A 17195-nucleotide genomic window follows, 5' to 3' on the forward strand; every position below is an offset into this window, starting at 1 on the left:
GGGTGGGATTCCAGGGGGTCAGTGGGCGGTTGGCAGGGCGGGTGTCCGAGGGGTGCTGCGGGGGCGGCCCTCCGGGGCGGTGGGTGGCGGGTCGATGGTGCGGAAGTGGAGGGAGTCCGCGAGGGTCGTCGCGACGGCCCGCGCGCGGGCCGGTGTCCGTTCGCCGACCACGATGAAGCCGGCGCGGTCGCCCGACTGGCGCACCGGGCGGATCGTGTCACCGGGTGCCGGGGTGAGCCCCGCGGCCAGGACGGACGGGTCGGCCTCGACCCTCCCCCATCCGTCCACGTCGACGAGGCGGCCCGGCGGGGGTGCCAGGAAACGGACCGCCGCCCCCCGGGTGGGCTCCAAGGACGAGGTGGCCCGCTCGGGACGGCCGAGGTGGTCGTCGTAGAGGAGACCGAAGAGTTCCAGGCCGGGGACGGCATGGGTGAGCAGGCGGTGCAGCCAGTCGCCGCCGGGGCGTACGTGGACCTCCCCCAGGACGACGCCCCCTTCCGTGAGCCACAGTTCGACATGGAACACACCGAAGCGCAGGTCCAGCGCGGTCAGCGCCGCCGTCACCTCGCGGTCGACCGCCGCACGCGTGGACTCCGGGAGCTCGGCCGGAAGGACATGGCCGATCTCCACGAAGTACGGCGGCGGGAGGGTCTCCTTCGCCGTCACCACGAGGACCTTCGGGCCGGTGGACAGGATCACCCCCTCCACGCTGTACTCGGGGCCCTCGACGAACTCCTCCACCAGGAACACCTCCGGGTCGGGGAGTTCCGCGAGCGCCGGCGGCAGCTCGGACGCGTCCCGCACCTTGCGTACGCCGATGCTGGCCATGCCGTCCCGGGGCTTCACCACCCACGGGCCCCGTGACTCCCGCAGGAACGCCGACGCCTCCTCCCGCGACCCGCACAACCGGACCGCCGGCTGGCGGAACCCGGCGGCGGCCAGCGCGGCACGGCAGGCGTCCTTGTTGCGGATACGCCGTACAGCGTCGACCCCGTTGCCCGGAGCGCCGACGTACGCCGCGCACCGGGCCACCGATTCCTGCACCTCGTCGCGCAGACCGAGCACCAGATCGAACCGCTCGCCCGCGGTCACGCGACCCCGTACCCAGCGCTCGCACGCCTCCGGGTCGTCCGGTTCGACGGCGGACACGGCGTCGGCCAGGTCGTTGACCTCGGTGGTCCGGGCGAGTGCCGCCGCCCGGTGGACGAGGTGGACCCGGATGCCGCGGTTGCGTGCCTCCTCGATGGCGCGCGTGACGATGTCGATGCTGGAGGGGAGCGGGTTGGCGCCGCCGAGCAGAAGCAGGGTCGGGGGTGGCGTCGGCTGGGGGGTGGCGGGGGCCGGCCGGGGGTCCGCCGTCGCGTGGTCCGTGGATGTGCGGCTCATGAGGGGTCCTGGTTCTCCTTCTCCAGCGTGCGGCGCAGCCATGAGACCCGTGCGCGGTGTGCGGCGCGGGAGATCTCGGCCTGGGGCACCCATTCGTCGAAGCTGTGGAACGCGCCGGACCACACGTGCAGTTCGGCCCGGCCGCCGGTCCGCCAGAGGCGTGACGCGTAGGCGATGCCCTCGTCGCGGAGGGCCTCCACAGAACCGACCTCGATGAACGCGGGCGGCAGCCCGGACAGGTCCGCCGCCCGTGCCGGGGCCGCGTAGCAGGACACGTCCGGTGTGCCGCGTCGCTCGCCGAGAAGTGCCGTCCAGCCGGCCCGGTTGGAGGCGCCGTCCCAGAGGCCGACGTGTTCCATCTGGGCGTGGGAGAACGTCGCGCACCGGTCGTCCAGCATGGGGAACTGGAGCAACTGCCCCCGCAGGCGCGGCCCTCGGCGGTCACGGGCGAGGAGGGCGAGCCCGGCGGCCAGGGCGCCGCCCGCGCTGTTGCCGCTCACCACGATCCGCTCCGGGTCGATGCCGAGGTCGGGGGCGTGGGCCGCCAGCCATGTGAGGCCGGCGTAGCAGTCCTCCACCGGGGCGGGGTCGGGGTGTTCGGGGGCGAGCCGGTAGTCGACCGCGACGACGGCCAGGCCGAGTTCCTGGGCGCGGTCGAGTTCGCCGGCCAGCTCCGTGCTGCGGTGGCTGCCGGCGACCATGCCGCCGCCGTGGGTGTGGTAGACCGCCGGGTACGGACCGGTCGTGGCCGTGGGGCGGCAGATCAGCAGGGGCACGTCCGGGGCGCCGGGCGGTCCGGGGACGGTGCGCTCCTCGATGGTGAACCGCCCGTCGCGGCGGATCTCCTCGTCGGTCAGTCGGCCCGTGGCCGACCTCCGGCGCCGGTCCGCGACGAGGTCGGCCGTCAGGGGCATCGGCAGGGCGTCGAGGATCGTCGCGAGCGGAGCCGCCAACTCCCGGTCGAGGGGCGGCGGTTCCGAGTGCCCGGCGAGAGGGCCGGGGGGCTGTGGCGAGATGGTGGTCATGGTGCTCCCAGGAGTACGCGGGGAACCGAGGGCGGAGTGCAGCACCCGGGTGGGCGCCGGGTCGGCGGGGACGGGGACGTGAGGGGGACGGGGTTGTCGGTCAGGGGGCGGGGTCCTCGGGGACCAGGGCCAACGCGTCGACCTCAAGAAGCAGGTCGGGGCGGTAGAGGGCAACGACCTGGACCACCGTGCTCGCCGGAGGCCGTTCCGTGTCGATGAACTCGTCGCGCACCGCCAGGACGGCCGGCACATGGGCGATGTCCGTGACGTAGTAGGTGAGTTTGATGACGTCGTCGAAGGTGAGCCCGGCCGCTGCCAGGCAGCCGCGCAAGTTGCGGAAGATCTGCCGGGTCTGCGCGGCCGGGTCGCCCGTGCCGACGAACTCGCCCTTCTCGTCGAACGGCATCTGGCCGGCGACGGCGGCGAGCCGGCCCGGCCCGGTCACCACATGGGTGTAGCCGTCGCTGGGGGCGACGCCCGCCGGGGCGGAGATGTGCGTCAGTGTGCGGGTCGTCATCAGAACGCTCCCTGTGTGGTGGGCGGTTCTCCCTGCCCGGGGGTCACCTCGGTGTGCGCCGCGAACCAGTGCGCGAGGTCCCGCAGTCGCCGCCCCGTCTCCTCCGGGTCCCGGCCGGCGACGACGGCGGTGCCGACGAACGCGCAGGACGCCTCCCTGCCGCTGATCAGCGTGTCGCCGGGCCGGGCGGTGAGCGCCACATGGTGGACGCCCTCGCGTGCGGCCACCTCCGCCGCGCCGGGGAAGGACCGCAGGGTGCCCGCGTCGGCGGCCAGGAAGACGTCGCCGTACCACTGGTCGGCCGGTTCCGGCGTCACCGACGGCGCCAGGCCGAGGACGGCCCTCGCCCACTCCTCGTGGAGGTCCACGCCGTGCTGGAGGCGGATCATCTCGTCGAACGTGCCGCCGGGCACACGACCGCCGCACTCGCCGAAGACAAGGCGGTCGCCCTGTTCGAAGACCTCCATGTGGAACACGCCGTCGTGGTGTCCGAGCGCCTTCATGGCCTGCTCGGCCACGGCGTGCGCCCGCTCGTAGAGGTCGGCCCGGTGCGCGGGGTGCTCCATGACGGAGGCCACGATGCCGCCGTCCCTGATGGCCAGCACGTTCTGCGCGTACCGGCCGACCGAGGTGAACACCACCTGGCCGCCACGGACCACACCGTCGACGTGCAGTTCCGCGCCGTCGACCCACTCCTCGGCGAGCCAGGGCCCGAGAGCGCCCGTCTCCCCCAGCCACTGTGCGAGAGTGCGGCGTTCGTCGGCGTCGCGCCAGGCGTGGACACCGCGGGTGGCGGAGTTCGCGAGGGGCTTCAGCACACCGCGCGGGTGGGGGAAGTCGGCCAGTTCGCGGGCGTGGACGACGGGTCGGGAGTCCGCGACGGGGATGCCCGCCGCGCGGATCCGGCGTTTTTGCAGGTCCTTGTCGCGCAGCGCCAGGGCGTCCTGCGGTGTGGTCCCGCTGCGACGGCCGCCCACGACGGCGGCGTTGACCAGGGTGAACTCGAACTGGCTGCACACGACGTCGAAGTCATGGACGGACAGGTCGAAGCGTTCGAGGGCGGCCAGGGTCTCCTCGGTGCTCGACGGGTCCCGTACGGGAACCGTGTGCGCGTCGTCGAGCAGCAGGGCCCGTGCGTCGGTGTCGTCGCTCGTGGCGAGGACACAGGTCACCTCGGCGTCGAGGCGTCGCAGGGCCTTGATGGCGTCGGGCCGCCAGCCGATCAGCAGGGTCCGGCGCCCCCGTGTCGTGGGACCGGTTTCCATGTCACCGTGTCGCATGTGTCTCCTGGTGGTTCGCGGTGTGTCCCGGTGGTTCCCGGAGTTCGTCGTGGAGCGCGCTCATCGCGTGCCGGGGCCGGCGGTGGCGCGGCTCGTCGGGGTGAGGTGTACGGGCAGGGCGGCCGGGCCGTTGACGGCGTTCGACCGCACGCGGGTCACGGGGCCGGCCTGCTCGATCGCGTCGGTCGCGTCGAGCAGTTCGGTGAACAGGGCCCGCATCTCGGCGCGGGCGAGGGTGCTGCCGATGCAGAAGTGCTCGCCGGAGGCCAGCGCGATGTGCCGGTTGGGGCGGCGGGCGATGTCGAAGCGGTACGGGTCGTCGAAGACGTCCTCGTCGCGGTTGGCGGAGGGCAGCCACAGCACGACCCGGTCGCCCGCGTCGACGCGCTGCCCGCGCACGGTGACCGGGCGGGTGGCGGTGCGCATGCTGTGCGTGGCGCTGGAGGTCCAGCGCACGATCTCCTCCACGGCGCCCGGCAGCAGTGCGCGGTCCTGACGCAGCCGCCGCCACTGGTCGGGGTGCTGGAGGAAGGCGAGCATGCCGCCGATGAGGGCGAGCCGCCCGTTCTCCGTGGCTCCGATGAGGTTCTCGCAGTTCAGGAGGATCTCGTGCTCGGACAGCAGCTCGCCGTGCACGGTTCCGTTGACCAGCGAGCTCACCAGGTCGTCGGTCGGCTCGGCCATCCTCGCGTACACCAACTCCATGAAGTACTCCATGAGTCGGGGGTGCGCCGCGAGTGAGGTGTGGGCCGCGAAGGCCTCGTCGGTCCAGCGGTGGACAGCGGCGTGGTCCTCCTCCGGGATGCCGATGACGCCGCAGATGACGGAGAGGGACAGCCGCCCGGCGAGGTCGACGAAGTCGACGGTGCCCTGTTCGAGTCCCTGGGCGACGACCTTGTGTGCGGTGGCGCGGACGGTCTCCTCCAGGCCGCGCACCGCCCGGGTGCTGAACCAGTCCGCCATGAGCGAGCGCAGCTCCTTGTGGCGCGGTGGGTCCGACAGGGCGAGGGTGAGCCCGCCGCCGGGGTCGTCGCCGAGGCGGGCGGGGCGCAGCAGGACGCCTCGGGCCGAGCTGAAGGTGGCCGGGTCGCGGTAGACGGCCCGGATGTCCTCGTACTTCGTCAGCGACCAGAAGGCGGGCAGCTCACCCGCCTCGTGCCGGTGCACCGGGGAGTACTCCCGCATCCACCGCCACAGCGCGTGCGGATCGCCGTCGGCGTGGAGTTCGGGGTCGGCGATGCGGTCGAGGGAGGGGGCGGGCGGGGCGACGGTTGCCGTCATGACGGTGACCTTCGGGGGGCGGGCCGGCCCGGGGCCGGACGTGGATGGCGGGGCTCCGACGGGTGGTGGGCGGGTGCGGGGGTCTCCGGTCGCTCCAAGTGGTCCAGTCGCCGCGAGAAGTGCTCGGCGATGGCGTGGGCCACGGTGGGGGGTACGGCGTCCGGGCGGAACGCGGTCTCCACGCGCAGCCCGCCGTCGCCGTCCGGCCAGCACTCGGTGTGGAGTTCCAGGGGCAGCTCCAGGTAGGGCTGACGCAGGAACGTGGTGCGCAGGCCGGGGAGTTCGAGGTCCGGGGCCGGGTTGTCCTGGAGGGCGAAGAGCACCTGGTAGAGGGGTGGGCGGCCGGTACGGGGCGGGTCGACGAGGGTGAGGACGTCCCCGAAGGGCACGTCCTGCGCGGCGAGGGCCCGGGCGGTGACGGCGCCGGTCGCGCGGACGGCCGCCGCCGGGCCTCCGCCGACGACGGTGCGGGGCGGGGCGGTGCCGTCGAGGCCGCTGCCGTCGAGGGCCGTGCCGCGCAACCGCAGGCACAGCGTGGTGATGTGGCATCCCACGACGTCCTCCAGCCCCGCCCCGTCGCGCTGCGCGACGGGAACACCGACGGCGAAGTCCCGCTGCCCGGTCACTTCCGCGACGCTTCCGGCCCACAGTGCGAGCAGCGCGACGAACCGGGTGACGCCGCAGTCGGCGGCCAGCCGGTCGACCGCGCGGAGCACGGCGGGACCCACCCATGCCTCCACCCGGGCGGGGCCGGACCGTGTGTCGGGGGGCGGCGGCACCGGACCGGCGGAGGTCTGATCGGGCGGCCCGGACGCCCAGCGCAGCTCCGGTACGCCGGTCAACTCGGCGACCAGGAGCTCTCGTTGAGCTGCGGTCCCGGCGCGGGCGTCGGTGTCGGTGTCGGTGTCGGCCAGGGTGCGGTGCAGGCTGCGCTCGATGTACTGCTCGCGCAGGGAGGGTGGTGGTGGCGTCCGGGGTGTGGTGTCGGGGGTGGACCGGCGGGCCGCGGCGTAGGCGGTGGCGAGGTCGCGGGACAGTACCGACTCCGACCAGCCGTCGAAGGCGATGTGGTGCACCACGACGCCGAACACCGTGGTGTCCGTACCCGTACATGCGTCCGTACCCGTACGTGTGTCCGTGTCCGCGACGCGGACCAGCGCGGTGCGCCAGACCTCTCCGCCGGGCAGGTCGAGTGCGTCGGTGAGTTCGGCGCGCAGTGAGCGGACGGCCGCGTCGACGGTGGGTTCGTCGGGCAGCGCTTCCAGGTCGGGTGGCGGGATGTCGACGAGGACGGCCGAGGGCCTGGGGTCGGCGACATAGGCGGCGCGCAGCGCCTCGTGCCGTCGGTGGACGGCGGCGACGGCCGCCCGCAGCGCCTCCCGGTCCGGTTCGCCCTCGATGACCCAGGTGAGCAGGCAGTGCGAGGTGAGGTCGGCGGGGGCGACGAGTTGGCGGGTCAGATAGACGATCTGCAGGGGGGTGAGCGGCGTGGTGCCGTTCGCGGCGGGTGGACCGTCGGCGGGCTCGGGGCCCTGGGTGTCCGCCGTGGCCCGCAGCCAGTCCGCGAGGGCCGTGACGGTCGCACGGCGGTAGAACTGCGCCACCGGCACGGGGCGACCGAACCGGCCGGCCAGCCGGGCGCAGACCCGGCCCGCGCCGAGGGAGGCACCGCCGAGGTCGGTGAAGGGCACGTCGAACGGTACGGAGTCGCGGCCGAGGACGGCGGCGAAGGTCTCGGCCACCGCGTCGACGTAGGGGTCCGTCGCCAGCGTGTCGACAGGTTGGTTCGTCAGCTTGTCGACGGAGGCGGCGAGGATCGGCGCGGACGGCGTGGGGGCGGCGCTCTCCGCCAGGGCCAGGAGGGCCCGTTCGTCGAGCTTGCCGCGGTCGGTGGTCGGGAAGCCGTCGACGCCGACGAGGGCGACGGGGCGCTGGTACGGGACCAGTGCGGCGTGGAGTGCGGGGAGGGCGTCGGTCAGCGGGTCGCCCGGTCGGGTGGGCGTGCAGAACGCGACCAGTTCCAGGCTCGCGCCCGAGCCGTCGGGGCGGGCCAGGACTCGGCAGGAGCGAACGGAGGGCAGCAGTCGCTCCACCTGGCGTTCGACCTCGGCGGGCTCGACGCGGTGGCCCCGGATCTTGACCTGGCGGTCGGCCCGGCCCCGGTAGTGCAGCAGTCCGTCCCCGTCCCACTCCACGAGGTCGCCCGTGCGGTAGACGCGTACGCCCTCGCCGTCCGGGCCCAGGGGCAGCGTCCGGAACTTCTCGTCGGTCAGGGAGGGGGCGCCGAGGTAACGGAGTGCCAGTCCGTCGCCGGCGACGCACAGTTCGCCGGTCTCCCCGACGGCGGACGGGCGGGTGCCGTCCGGGTCCAGGACGTACACCCGGGTACCGGGGACGGGCCGGCCGAGGGGGATGCCTCCCGGCAGGTCGCAGTCGGCCTCCGTGACGCGGTGGGTGGTGGTGAAGACGGTGGACTCGACGGGTCCGTAGCCGTTGATCAGGGCGGTGTCCGGGTGCCGGCGCAGGAAGCGGTGGACGTGGGAGGCGGAGAGCCGTTCGCCGCCGATGAGTACGTGGCGCAGGCCCTCGAAGGCGTCCGGGTCCTCGTCGACGATCATGTTGAAGAGGCTGCTGGTGAGCCACACCGTGTTCGCCCCATGGCGGGTCACGCCCGAGCGGAGCGCGGTGGGCGTCAGGTAGGGCTCCTCGGTGATGAGTGAGGTGCCGCCGTTCAGGAGCGCCGACCACAGCTCCAGAGAGAACGCGTCCCAGGAGACGGCCGCGGCCAGGGGCATCACCGTGTCTTCGGTGAAGGCGACGAAACCGTCCGGCGGGAAGAGCCGTGCCGTGGCCCGGTGCGGGGTCAGCACGCCCTTGGGGCGGCCGGTGGTGCCCGAGGTGAAGAAGACGCACGCCGGGTCGGCCCCACGGGCGGACACGGGCCGGAAGCCGGGGGGCGCGGCCTCGGCGTACGGCGGCCAGGGCGGCGGTGTCCAGACGGGCGACACCGGTTCGTCCAGGCCGAGTCGCGTGCCGGGGGCCGCGACGGCCAGGGGCGGGTTCAGCTGGGTGCGGATGTCGGCGAGGCGCTGTTCGGGCCAGGTGGGGTCGAGCAGCGCGTAGGCCGCGCCCGTCTTGAGGACGGCGAGCAGGGCGGCGACGAGGTGTCTGCCGCGCGGCAGCAGGACGGGGACCAGATCGCCGGGGCCCGCCCCGGCCGCGGCGAGGTGCGCGGCCCAGGTGTCGGCGACGCGGTCCAACTCCGCGTAGGTGACGGTGTGTTCACCCTCGATGAGGGCCGGTGCGTCCGGGCGGACCCGGGCGAGTCGGGCGAACGTCTCGTGCAGGCCCTCGTCGGGCGCGACGCTCGGGCGCCCCGCGCTCCACTCGGCGTTCGGTTGCAAGCGGTCCCACTCCCCTCGACTGCTCCCACGGCACTCGCGTGTTCCTCGCGTACGGACGCGGCGCCGGGGGCGCTGTAACGGACGCCAGGTCAAGTGCTTGCCAGGATTGACAAGATATTGCCACGAGCTTGTCTTTGCTGGCAACCTGTCGAGGTGTCCCGAAGCCGAAGGTGGTTCTGATGACTCGTGACCGTTCCCTGGACATCGCCGTCACCGGCGTCTCCGCGCGGTTCCCCGGCGCGGCCGACCTCGACGCGTGGTGGACGGCCCTGATCGAAGGCCGTGTGCTGACCACGCGCTACGAGAAGTCCGACCTCCTCGCCGCGGGCGTACCGAAGGAGGTGCTGGACGACCCCGACTACGTTCCCGTCCACGGTCATCTCCCCGACGCCGACCGCTTCGACCACGCGCTGTTCGGGGTGAGTCCGCGCGAGGCCGAGATGATGGACCCGCAGCACCGGCTGATGCTGGAGGTCGCCTGGGCCGCCCTGGAGGACGCCGGAGTCGCTCCCGTCGCCAGGGACGCGGCCCGGGAAGGAGGCGTGCCGAGGACCGCGGTCTTCGCCTCCGCCGGCGGCAGCGGCTATCTGCGTGCCATGGTGGCGAGCGGGGAGCTGGATCCGCTGACGCTGGAGGACGCGATCCACGGCACCGAGCCGGACTTCATGGCGAGCCTCGTCTCGTACAAGCTCGGACTCACGGGGCCCGCCGTGGCCGTGCAGACGGCCTGTTCCTCGTCCCTGGTGGCGCTGCACATGGCCGTGCAGTCGTTGCTGAACGGCGACTGCGACCAGGCGCTCGTCGTCGCGGCGGGGGTCCCCTATCCGCAGGCGGGCCACCTCGCCGTACCGGGCGGGATCCACTCGGCGTCCGGGTCGTGCCGTCCGTTCGACGAGCACGCCGACGGCGTCGTGGCCGGGTCCGGAGCGGCGTGCGTCGTCATGCGGCGGCTCACCGACGCGCTGGAGGACGGCTCCGAGCCGTACGGTGTGGTGCTCGGCACCGCCATCAACAACGACGGTGCGGCGAAGGCGGGGTACTACGCCCCGTCCGTCGGCGGCCAGGAGGAGGTCATCCGGGCCGCGCTCGCCGCGGCGGACGTCGACGGCGACACGATCGGCTACCTGGAGACGCACGGCACCGGTACACGCGTGGGCGATCCCATCGAGTGGTCGGCGGCCTCGGCGGCGCTCGGCGGGGCGGGCGCGGGCCCGGGCACCGTCGCGGTGGGGGCGTTGAAGGCCAACGTCGGCCATCTCGACAACGCGGCCGGGGTGGCCGCCCTGATCAAGGCGCTGCTGGTGGTGAAGAAGGGGGTCGTGCCGCCGGTGGCCGGGTTCAGCCGACTCAACCCGCTGCTGGAGACGGACGGTTCACCCCTGTACGTGCCCACCGAGTGCGCGCCGTGGACCGGACCCGAGCCGCGCCGGGCCGGGGTCAGCTCCTTCGGGATCGGCGGCACCAACGTCCATGTCGTCGTCGAACAGCCGCCGGCACCCGTCCGGGAGGAGACCGACGACCGGGAGGGGTCCGAAGAGGGTGTGCGTCTGGTGCTGGTGTCCGCCGCCGACGCCGATGGCCTGAGCCGCTCCGCCGCGCGGCTCGGCGCGCGGCTGGCCGGGGAGGACCTGTCTCTCGGGGACGTGGCGGCGACGCTCGCCACCGGACGGGCGGAGTTGCCGGAGCGGCTCGCGGTGACCGGCCGGACCTGTGCCGAGGTGGGGCAGCGGCTGACGCGGGGCGCGGGCGTGGTCCGCGGCAGCCGCCCGGCCTCGGGGCCCGCGCCCGTCGTCCTCGTCTTCCCCGGGCAGGGCACCCAGCACCCCGGCATGGCGGTGCCCGTCGCCGAGGTGCTGCCGTACTTCCCCGCCGCGCTGGACGAGTGCCTCGCTGCGTTCGAGCCGGCGCTCGGCGAACGGATGCGCCGCGCGCTGTTCGACCCGGAGTTCCCCGCCGCCGAACTCGCGGAGACGGAGCTGGCCCAGCCCGTCCTGTTCGCCTTCGAGTACGCGGCGGCCACCGCGCTCACCACGCTCGGCGTCTCCCCCGCGGCACTGGCCGGGCACAGTCTCGGCGAGATCACGGCCGCCTGTGTCGGCGGGGTCTTCGAACTCGCCGACGCGGCACGGCTGGTGACCGTCCGCGGCCGCGCCATGCAGGAGTGCCCCAAGGGCGCCATGCTCGCGCTCGGCTGCGAGGAGGCACGGGCGCGCGAGCTCCTCGCCGTCTCCGGGCTGGGCCTGGAGCTGGCCGCCGTGAACTCCGCGGACGGCTGTGTGGTGGCGGGTCCGGCCGAGGCCGTGACGGAGTTCGAGGCACGCCTCGCCGGCCGTGTCCTCGTACGCCGTCTCGCCACGCGGCGCGCCTTCCACACCGCGCTCGTCGAGCCCGCCCTCCCCCGGCTGGCCGAGGCACTCGCCGCCGTCGGCGTGCGCCGGCCGGTCGTGCCCTTCGCCACCACCGTCACCGGGCGCCTGATCCCGCCGGACACGGACGTCCGGCCCGAGTTGTTCGTCGACCAGGCCCGGCGCACCGTGCGGTTCGGTGACGCGCTGGCGTCGATCGCCGAGCGCCTCCCCGACGCCCTGGTGGTGGAGGTGGGCCCCGGCCGGGTGCTGTCCGCTCTCGCGGAGGCGGCGGGCCTGCCGTCCGTCCCGCTCTCCCCGTCCCGTACGGCCCGCCCCGCGGAGGAGGTCCTCACGGCCCTGGGCACCCTGTGGACCCGGGGCCAGCCCCTCCCCCGCCGTGCGCTGTGCCGGCCGGGGGGCCGCCGGGTGCATCTGCCGACCTACCCCTTCGCGGGCCCGCGCTGGATCGCCCCGGAGGCCGCGCCGCGGACGGACGCGTCACGGTCCGTCAGGCAGCCGGTGCCGACGCCCACGCCCACGCCGGTGTCAGGGCCGGCGGCGACGCCGGGGGCGGTACCTGTGCCAGGGCCGGCGACGACGCCGGTGCCTGCGCCGGGGCCTTCGGTGGCCGGGACACCGACCGCACCCGAACCCGCCTCGCCCGCACCCTCACCCGTAGCCGCGCCCGTCGAGGACCCCGCCTCCGTCCTGAACCGCCTCTGGGTGGAGCTGCTCGGGCACGGCGACCTCGGTGAGGAGTCCGACTTCTTCGATCTGGGCGGGGACTCGCTCCTGGCCACGCGCCTCGCGCGCGGGGCGAGCCGGGAGCTGGGCGTCCCGGTCCCCGTCCGCGACCTGATGACCGCCCGCTCCCTGGGCGCGCAGGCCGCCCTCCTGCACGACCTCACCACCGGGGAGACACCCCCAGCCCGGTGACCCACCCACCCCGTCCCGCCCCACGCGGCCCCGACCCGACCGCCCCGCCCGACAGAAAGGCACACATCGTGACCATGACCCCCGTGCGACCGGCCCGTCCGACCGTCACTCCGCTGGCCGGGCACATCGGCGCCGAGATAGGCGGCGTGGACGCGGCCGCCCCGCCGGCCGCGGCCACCGTCGCGGAACTGCGCCGGGCCCTGCTCCGGTACAAGGTCGTCTTCCTGAGGAACCAGCGGCTGGACTACGCGAGCCAGGCGGCCTTCGCCCGCGCCTTCGGCGACCTGACGCTCGGTCATCCCATCTACCGGGCGCCGGAGGACCGGCCCGAGGTCAGGGAGCTCGACTCCCGCCAGGGCACCCGCGCCAACCACTGGCACACCGATCTCACGTTCGTCGACCGGCCGCCCGCGCTGGCCTTCCTGCACAACAAGATCGCCCCGCCCTACGGCGGCGACACCCTGTGGGCGAACACCGTGACCGCGTACGAGTCGCTGCCCGAGCCGCTGAGGGCGCTCGCCGACCGGCTGCGGGTCGTGCACAGCAACGACTCCGACTACACGGACGCCACGGTGGCGGCGCGCCGCGAGTACATCTCCACCCTGTTCGAGACCGAGCACCCGGCGGTGCACGTCCACCCGGAGACCGGCGAACGCGCCCTGCTGCTGGGCGGATTCGCGCGCCGGGCGGTCGGGCTCTCCCCGCAGGCCTCGCGGGACGTACTGCGTGTCCTCCAGGAGTACGTCACCACGCCCGAGCACACCGTCCACTGGCGGTGGAGCGAGGGCGACCTGGCGATCTGGGACAACCGGGCCACGCAGCACTACGCCGTGTTCGACTACGGCGACATGGACCGGCGCGCGGAACGGTGCACCGTGACCGGCTCCGTCCCCGTGGGGGTCGACGGACGGCCGAGCACGGTGCTGACCGGCGACACCACGGCATACAGCGACGGCGTCTCCTGACGCCGTCGCCGGGTGATGAGGGGCGGTGTCAGCCGGCCGCGGCCGACACCGCCGCGTACAGACCGTCGACGACGGCCGTGGCGCCCTCGTCGTCGATGACCAGGGGCGGTACGGCCATGACGGCCGCGCCGACCTGACGCAGCAGCAGCCCGTTGTCGCGGGCCCGGGCCAGGACGTCGGTAGCCAGCTCGGGTGCGGCCGTCTCGACGACCAGGATCAGACCGAGTCCGCGCACGTCGACCACGCCCGGCGCGTCGGCCAGCGGTGCCAGCCGGCGGAGCAGGTCGGCGCCGAGCCGGTCCGCCCGCTCGGGCAGCCGCTGCCGCTCCAGGACGTCGAGGGTGGCGAGCGCCGCCGCGCAGGCCACCGCGTGGCCGGAGGTGGTGTGTCCGTAGCGGAGCCCTCCGATGACCGGGTCCCGGTCGAAGGTGTCGTGGACGCGCTGCCGTACGGTGACCGCCGCGATCGGCACATAGCCGCCGCTGAGGCCTTTGCTGCTGACGAGGATGTCCGGGGTGACGTCCTCGCGGAGCGTGGCGAACATGGCGCCGCAGCGGCCGTACGCGGTGAAGACCTCGTCGAGGACCAGCAGGGTGCCGGTGGCGTCGCACAGCGCGCGCAGCTCCCGCAGGAAACCGGGCGGCAGCATGACGGCGCCGCCGACGTTGAGGAACGGTTCGACGACGACGGCGGCCGGGAGGTCGTCGGGGTCGTGCCCGATGGCCTGCTCGAAGGCGGCGAGCAGGGCGGGTCGGGCGTCCGCGTGGCGCAGTTCCCGTGCTTCGAGGGGAAGTTCGACCCTGGTCACGGGGAGCGGCTCGGCCAGCAGGTGACGGTTGCGGGGCAGCGTGGACAGGCTGCGGCTGAGGAGCGTGGCACCGTGGTAGGAGCGGGCGAAGGTGACCACCCGGGAGCGGGGGCGGCCGAGGTGGGCCCAGTAGGACACGGCCATCATGAGGGCGGCGTCGAAGCCCTCGGAGCCGCTGTTGACGAAGAGCGTCTTGGTCATGTCGGCCGGGAGGTGTCCGGCGAGGCGTTCGGCGAGCAGGCCGGCGGGCCGGTGGCCGGCGACCGAGAGGTCGAAGTGGTGGAGCCGCGACGCCTGGTCGACGATGGCCCGCAGGACGTCGGGGTGGGCGTAGCCGCAGGTGGAGTTGAGGGCGGAGGCGTCGACGTAGGCGCGGCCGTCGATGTCCCACACCTGGTGGCCCGCTCCGTGCGAGACGGTCAGGGCGGAGCGGTCGGCGGCCAGGGGTGTCCATGTGTGCCAGACGTGCCGTCGGTCCCGCTCCCGCACGGCCTCACGGTCGACGGCGGGGGCGGTGGGGGGCCGGTCGCCAGGAGCAGTCGGTGTCTCGGGGCGGCGGGGTTCGGCGGTGGTCCAAGGTGCGTTCATGGGCGCTCTCTTCTCGGGCGTGTCGGGTCCTTGACTGCGTCGGTGTCGGTGTCGGAGCCGCCGTGCGGTGTCCCGGCGGGACGGAGCGCACGGACGCGGGCGCGGGCCGGTGGGGTCACCAGGCCAGGGGGCCGTGCTCGTCGAAGAAGCCGCCGCTCGGGCCGTCGTCGGGGAGGGTGGCGAGCGCGACGAGGGCGCGGGCGCCCTCCTCGACGGTGCGGGGCGCGCGGAAGTCGTTCATGGCGGTGGCCGTCCAGCCCGGCGACACCGAGTTGATCTTGATGTGCCTCAGGTCCGGGTCCTGGCGGAAGGCGAGGTCGTACTGGACGGTCAGCATGTTGAGGGCCGCCTTCGAGGCGGTGTACGCGAGGCGCGCCGAGGCGTCGCCGGGCAGGTCCGCGCCGGAGGTGGTGAGGCCGAACGAGGCCGTGGTGCTGGAGACGTTGACGACGCGGGGCGCCGGGGAGCGGCGCAGCAGCGGCAGCAGGGCGTGGAGCACGGCGACCGGGCCGACGACGTTGACGTCGAGGAGGTCGCGGACGAGCCGGGCGTCGGTGTCGACGGCGGTGGCCCCGCGGAAGTGACCGGCGTTGTTGACCAGGACGTCGAGCCTGCCGTGCTCCTTCTCCAGCCGGTCGGCGAGTTCGGTGGCGCTGTGGGCGTCCGTCACGTCGAGCGCCACGGGCGTGACATGGACGCCTTCGCGGTCGAGCGCGCGGGCGGCGTTCTCGCCCTGCCGGATGTCGCGGGCGCCGAGGAGGACCCGGGCGCCGCGCACGGCGAGTTGCCGGGCGGCCTCCCGTCCGATGCCCCGGTTGGCGCCGGTGACGAGGACGATCGTGTCCGGGGTCATCGCTCGGGCCGGTACACCGAGACATGACCGGTGCTGTCGGGGCCGAAGGGGCGGCCGGACCAGTCGGCGACCCGCCGGTCGAGGCGCAGGCCGGCGCGGGCCGCCATCACGTCGAGTTCGGCGGGCCAGCAGTAGCGCTCGGCGTGGGGGCGCAGTCGGACGCCGTCCGCGCCGAAGGTGATCTTCTGGCTGTGGAAGCGCTGGGCGGCCAGGTCGAAGCGGTACACCTCGATGGTGGCGGAGTCCTCCGTCACCGAGAGGGCCTGGACGCGCTGGCCCCGGTCGAAGAACGACGGGTCCGGGACATAGGTCTCCACCACGAAGGCGCCTTCGTCGTCGAGGACGCGGGCGACATTGCGGAAGCAGTCCTGCTGGCGCTCGGCCTCCAGAAGGTTGAACAGGGTGTTGTAGACGAGGTAGACGAGGGTGAAGGGGCCGGTGACCGGTACGTCGGCCATGTCGCCGACGGTCACGGGGACGTCCTCGCCGCCGGGTTTCTCGCGCAGGCGCGCGGCCATCTTCGCGGACCCCTCGACGCCCTCCACGCGGATGCCGCGGGCGGCCAGCGGCAGGGCCACCCGGCCGGTGCCGACGGCGAGTTCGAGGGCGGACCCGCCCTTGGCCAGGGGGGCGAGGAAGTCGACGGCGGGCGTGGGGTCCAGGCTGGTCCTGTCGTCGTAGTCGTCGGCCCAGACCTCGCCGAAGAGCGCGGGATCGCCGAACTTCCGATCGGTGGCCATGAGAAACCCCTTCATTCGATGGACTCGGTACCATCTTGCCCCGCTTGGCAACTCAAAGGCAATGCATTGCCAGCCGGGTGGAGCGATCGCGGATCGGAAGTGTCAAATCCGTTGCGCGGGCACGCCCTTTCGAGCGATCATCGGCCCATGGCTTCGACACCCCCCGATGGCCGCGCAGGCATCGACGCCGCGCTGGTCACCAGGCTGATCGCCGGTCAGTTCCCGCAGTGGGCCGACTTACCCGTGGTGCCGGTGGAGGTTGACGGCTGGGACAACCGCACCTATCGCCTCGGTGACGACATGTCGGTCCGGCTGCCCACCGCCGCCGGGTACGTCCCCGCGGTCGACAAGGAGAGCGCGTGGCTGCCACGGCTGGCGCCCGCGCTGCCGGTGGCGATCCCGGCCGTGCTGGGCAAGGGCGTCCCCGGCGAGGGATACCCCTTCCCCTGGTCGGTGCGCGGCTGGCTGGACGGCGAGACGTCCGCACCCGAGCGCATCGACGACATGGCACAGTTCGCCGTCGCCCTCGCCGACTTCCTCCTCGCCCTCCAGCGCTGCGACACCACCGGCGGCCCGGTCGCCGGGCAGCACAGCTGGTACCGGGGCGCCCCGCCGGCGCACTACGACGAGGAGACCCGCCGCTGTCTCGCCGCCCTCGAAGGCCGCGTCGACACCGGGCGGGCCGCCGAGGTCTGGCGGGCCGCGCTCGCCGCCGAGTTCCGCGGGGCGCCCGTGTGGTTCCACGGGGACATCGCGAGCGGCAACCTGCTGGTCAGGGACCGCAAGTTGACGGCCGTCATCGACTTCGGCACCTCGGGGGTCGGCGACCCGGCCTGCGACCTGGTGATCGCGTGGACGATGTTCTCCGGCGACAGCCGCGAGGCGTTCCGGCGCGCGGTCGCCCAGGACGAGGGCACATGGGCGCGGGCCCGGGGCTGGGCCCTGTGGAAGTCGCTGCTCATGCTGTCCGAGACCATCGACACCGACCCGGACCTGGCCGCCTTCCACCGGCGGGTCATCGACCAGGTCCTCTCCGATCACGACGACTTCGCCTAGGGCGTGTT

General features: G+C 73.9%; 12 protein-coding genes. 3 read left to right on the top strand and 9 right to left on the bottom strand.

The window, feature by feature from the left end:
• Positions 1-18 precede the first annotated feature (18 nt).
• From SMA5143A_RS33010 to SMA5143A_RS33035, 6 genes are all read right to left on the bottom strand, one after another.
• A complete protein-coding gene (locus SMA5143A_RS33010; protein WP_107466518.1) occupies positions 19-1386 on the bottom strand; it encodes an ATP-grasp domain-containing protein in 1368 nt (455 codons plus the stop codon).
• Positions 1383-2411 carry an alpha/beta hydrolase gene (locus tag SMA5143A_RS33015; RefSeq protein ID WP_107466519.1) on the bottom strand — a complete coding sequence of 343 codons (1029 nt, stop codon included), beginning with the start codon at positions 2409-2411 and terminating at the stop codon, positions 1383-1385. Before SMA5143A_RS33015 ends, SMA5143A_RS33010 begins: the two co-directional genes overlap by 4 nt.
• A 100-nt stretch (positions 2412-2511) precedes the next feature.
• Entirely contained in the window at positions 2512-2928 is a 417-nt protein-coding gene (locus SMA5143A_RS33020; protein ID WP_107466520.1) for a RidA family protein, read from the bottom strand.
• The gene (locus SMA5143A_RS33025; RefSeq protein ID WP_107466521.1) at positions 2928-4208 is read right to left on the bottom strand and encodes an ATP-grasp domain-containing protein; all 1281 of its coding nucleotides are present in this window, start codon (positions 4206-4208) and stop codon (positions 2928-2930) included. Before SMA5143A_RS33025 ends, SMA5143A_RS33020 begins: the two co-directional genes overlap by 1 nt.
• 60 nt (positions 4209-4268) lie before the next feature.
• The gene (locus SMA5143A_RS33030; protein WP_107466522.1) at positions 4269-5489 is read right to left on the bottom strand and encodes a cytochrome P450; all 1221 of its coding nucleotides are present in this window, start codon (positions 5487-5489) and stop codon (positions 4269-4271) included.
• Positions 5486-8893: a non-ribosomal peptide synthetase gene (locus tag SMA5143A_RS33035; RefSeq protein WP_107466523.1), complete on the bottom strand. Its 3408-nt coding sequence runs from the start codon at positions 8891-8893 to the stop codon at positions 5486-5488. Before SMA5143A_RS33035 ends, SMA5143A_RS33030 begins: the two co-directional genes overlap by 4 nt.
• A gap of 179 nt (positions 8894-9072) precedes the next feature.
• Between SMA5143A_RS33035 and SMA5143A_RS33040 the strand changes: the two genes are divergently transcribed.
• A complete protein-coding gene (locus SMA5143A_RS33040) occupies positions 9073-12177 on the top strand; it encodes a type I polyketide synthase (protein ID WP_107466524.1) in 3105 nt (1034 codons plus the stop codon).
• A 74-nt stretch (positions 12178-12251) separates the two neighbouring features.
• Positions 12252-13142: a TauD/TfdA dioxygenase family protein gene (locus tag SMA5143A_RS33045; RefSeq protein ID WP_107466540.1), complete on the top strand. Its 891-nt coding sequence runs from the start codon at positions 12252-12254 to the stop codon at positions 13140-13142.
• Between the two features lie 28 nt (positions 13143-13170).
• Here the strand turns inward: SMA5143A_RS33045 and SMA5143A_RS33050 are convergent, their stop codons facing one another.
• The 3 genes from SMA5143A_RS33050 to SMA5143A_RS33060 form a co-directional block, all read right to left on the bottom strand.
• Entirely contained in the window at positions 13171-14538 is a 1368-nt protein-coding gene (locus SMA5143A_RS33050) for an aminotransferase family protein (protein ID WP_107466525.1), read from the bottom strand.
• Positions 14539-14653: 115 nt separating this feature from the next.
• Positions 14654-15391, bottom strand: a complete 738-nt coding sequence (locus tag SMA5143A_RS33055; protein WP_107466526.1) for an SDR family NAD(P)-dependent oxidoreductase — start codon at positions 15389-15391, stop codon at positions 14654-14656.
• The gene (locus SMA5143A_RS33060) at positions 15388-16131 is read right to left on the bottom strand and encodes a class I SAM-dependent DNA methyltransferase (protein ID WP_107466527.1); all 744 of its coding nucleotides are present in this window, start codon (positions 16129-16131) and stop codon (positions 15388-15390) included. The genes SMA5143A_RS33055 and SMA5143A_RS33060 overlap by 4 nt, the downstream gene beginning before the upstream one ends.
• A gap of 147 nt (positions 16132-16278) precedes the next feature.
• Here SMA5143A_RS33060 and SMA5143A_RS33065 point away from each other — a divergent pair, with 147 nt between their 5' ends.
• Positions 16279-17187: an aminoglycoside phosphotransferase family protein gene (locus tag SMA5143A_RS33065; RefSeq protein ID WP_107466528.1), complete on the top strand. Its 909-nt coding sequence runs from the start codon at positions 16279-16281 to the stop codon at positions 17185-17187.
• The last annotated feature ends 8 nt before the right edge of the window (positions 17188-17195 follow it).

This window comes from Streptomyces sp. MA5143a, from assembly GCF_900290235.1.
GTDB lineage: Bacteria > Actinomycetota > Actinomycetes > Streptomycetales > Streptomycetaceae > Streptomyces.

Excerpts from the sequence above, each read along its gene's own strand:
- SMA5143A_RS33010 (WP_107466518.1), bottom strand. The coding sequence starts at position 1,386 with ATGAGCCGCACATCCACGGACCACGCGACGGCGGACCCCCGGCCGGCC.
- SMA5143A_RS33015 (WP_107466519.1), bottom strand. The coding sequence starts at position 2,411 with ATGACCACCATCTCGCCACAGCCCCCCGGCCCTCTCGCCGGGCACTCG.
- SMA5143A_RS33020 (WP_107466520.1), bottom strand. The coding sequence starts at position 2,928 with ATGACGACCCGCACACTGACGCACATCTCCGCCCCGGCGGGCGTCGCC.
- SMA5143A_RS33025 (WP_107466521.1), bottom strand. The coding sequence starts at position 4,208 with ATGCGACACGGTGACATGGAAACCGGTCCCACGACACGGGGGCGCCGG.
- SMA5143A_RS33030 (WP_107466522.1), bottom strand. The coding sequence starts at position 5,489 with ATGACGGCAACCGTCGCCCCGCCCGCCCCCTCCCTCGACCGCATCGCC.
- SMA5143A_RS33040 (WP_107466524.1), top strand. The coding sequence starts at position 9,073 with ATGACTCGTGACCGTTCCCTGGACATCGCCGTCACCGGCGTCTCCGCG.
- SMA5143A_RS33045 (WP_107466540.1), top strand. The coding sequence starts at position 12,252 with ATGACCCCCGTGCGACCGGCCCGTCCGACCGTCACTCCGCTGGCCGGG.
- SMA5143A_RS33050 (WP_107466525.1), bottom strand. The coding sequence starts at position 14,538 with ATGAACGCACCTTGGACCACCGCCGAACCCCGCCGCCCCGAGACACCG.
- SMA5143A_RS33055 (WP_107466526.1), bottom strand. The coding sequence starts at position 15,391 with ATGACCCCGGACACGATCGTCCTCGTCACCGGCGCCAACCGGGGCATC.
- SMA5143A_RS33060 (WP_107466527.1), bottom strand. The coding sequence starts at position 16,131 with ATGGCCACCGATCGGAAGTTCGGCGATCCCGCGCTCTTCGGCGAGGTC.
- SMA5143A_RS33065 (WP_107466528.1), top strand. The coding sequence starts at position 16,279 with ATGGCTTCGACACCCCCCGATGGCCGCGCAGGCATCGACGCCGCGCTG.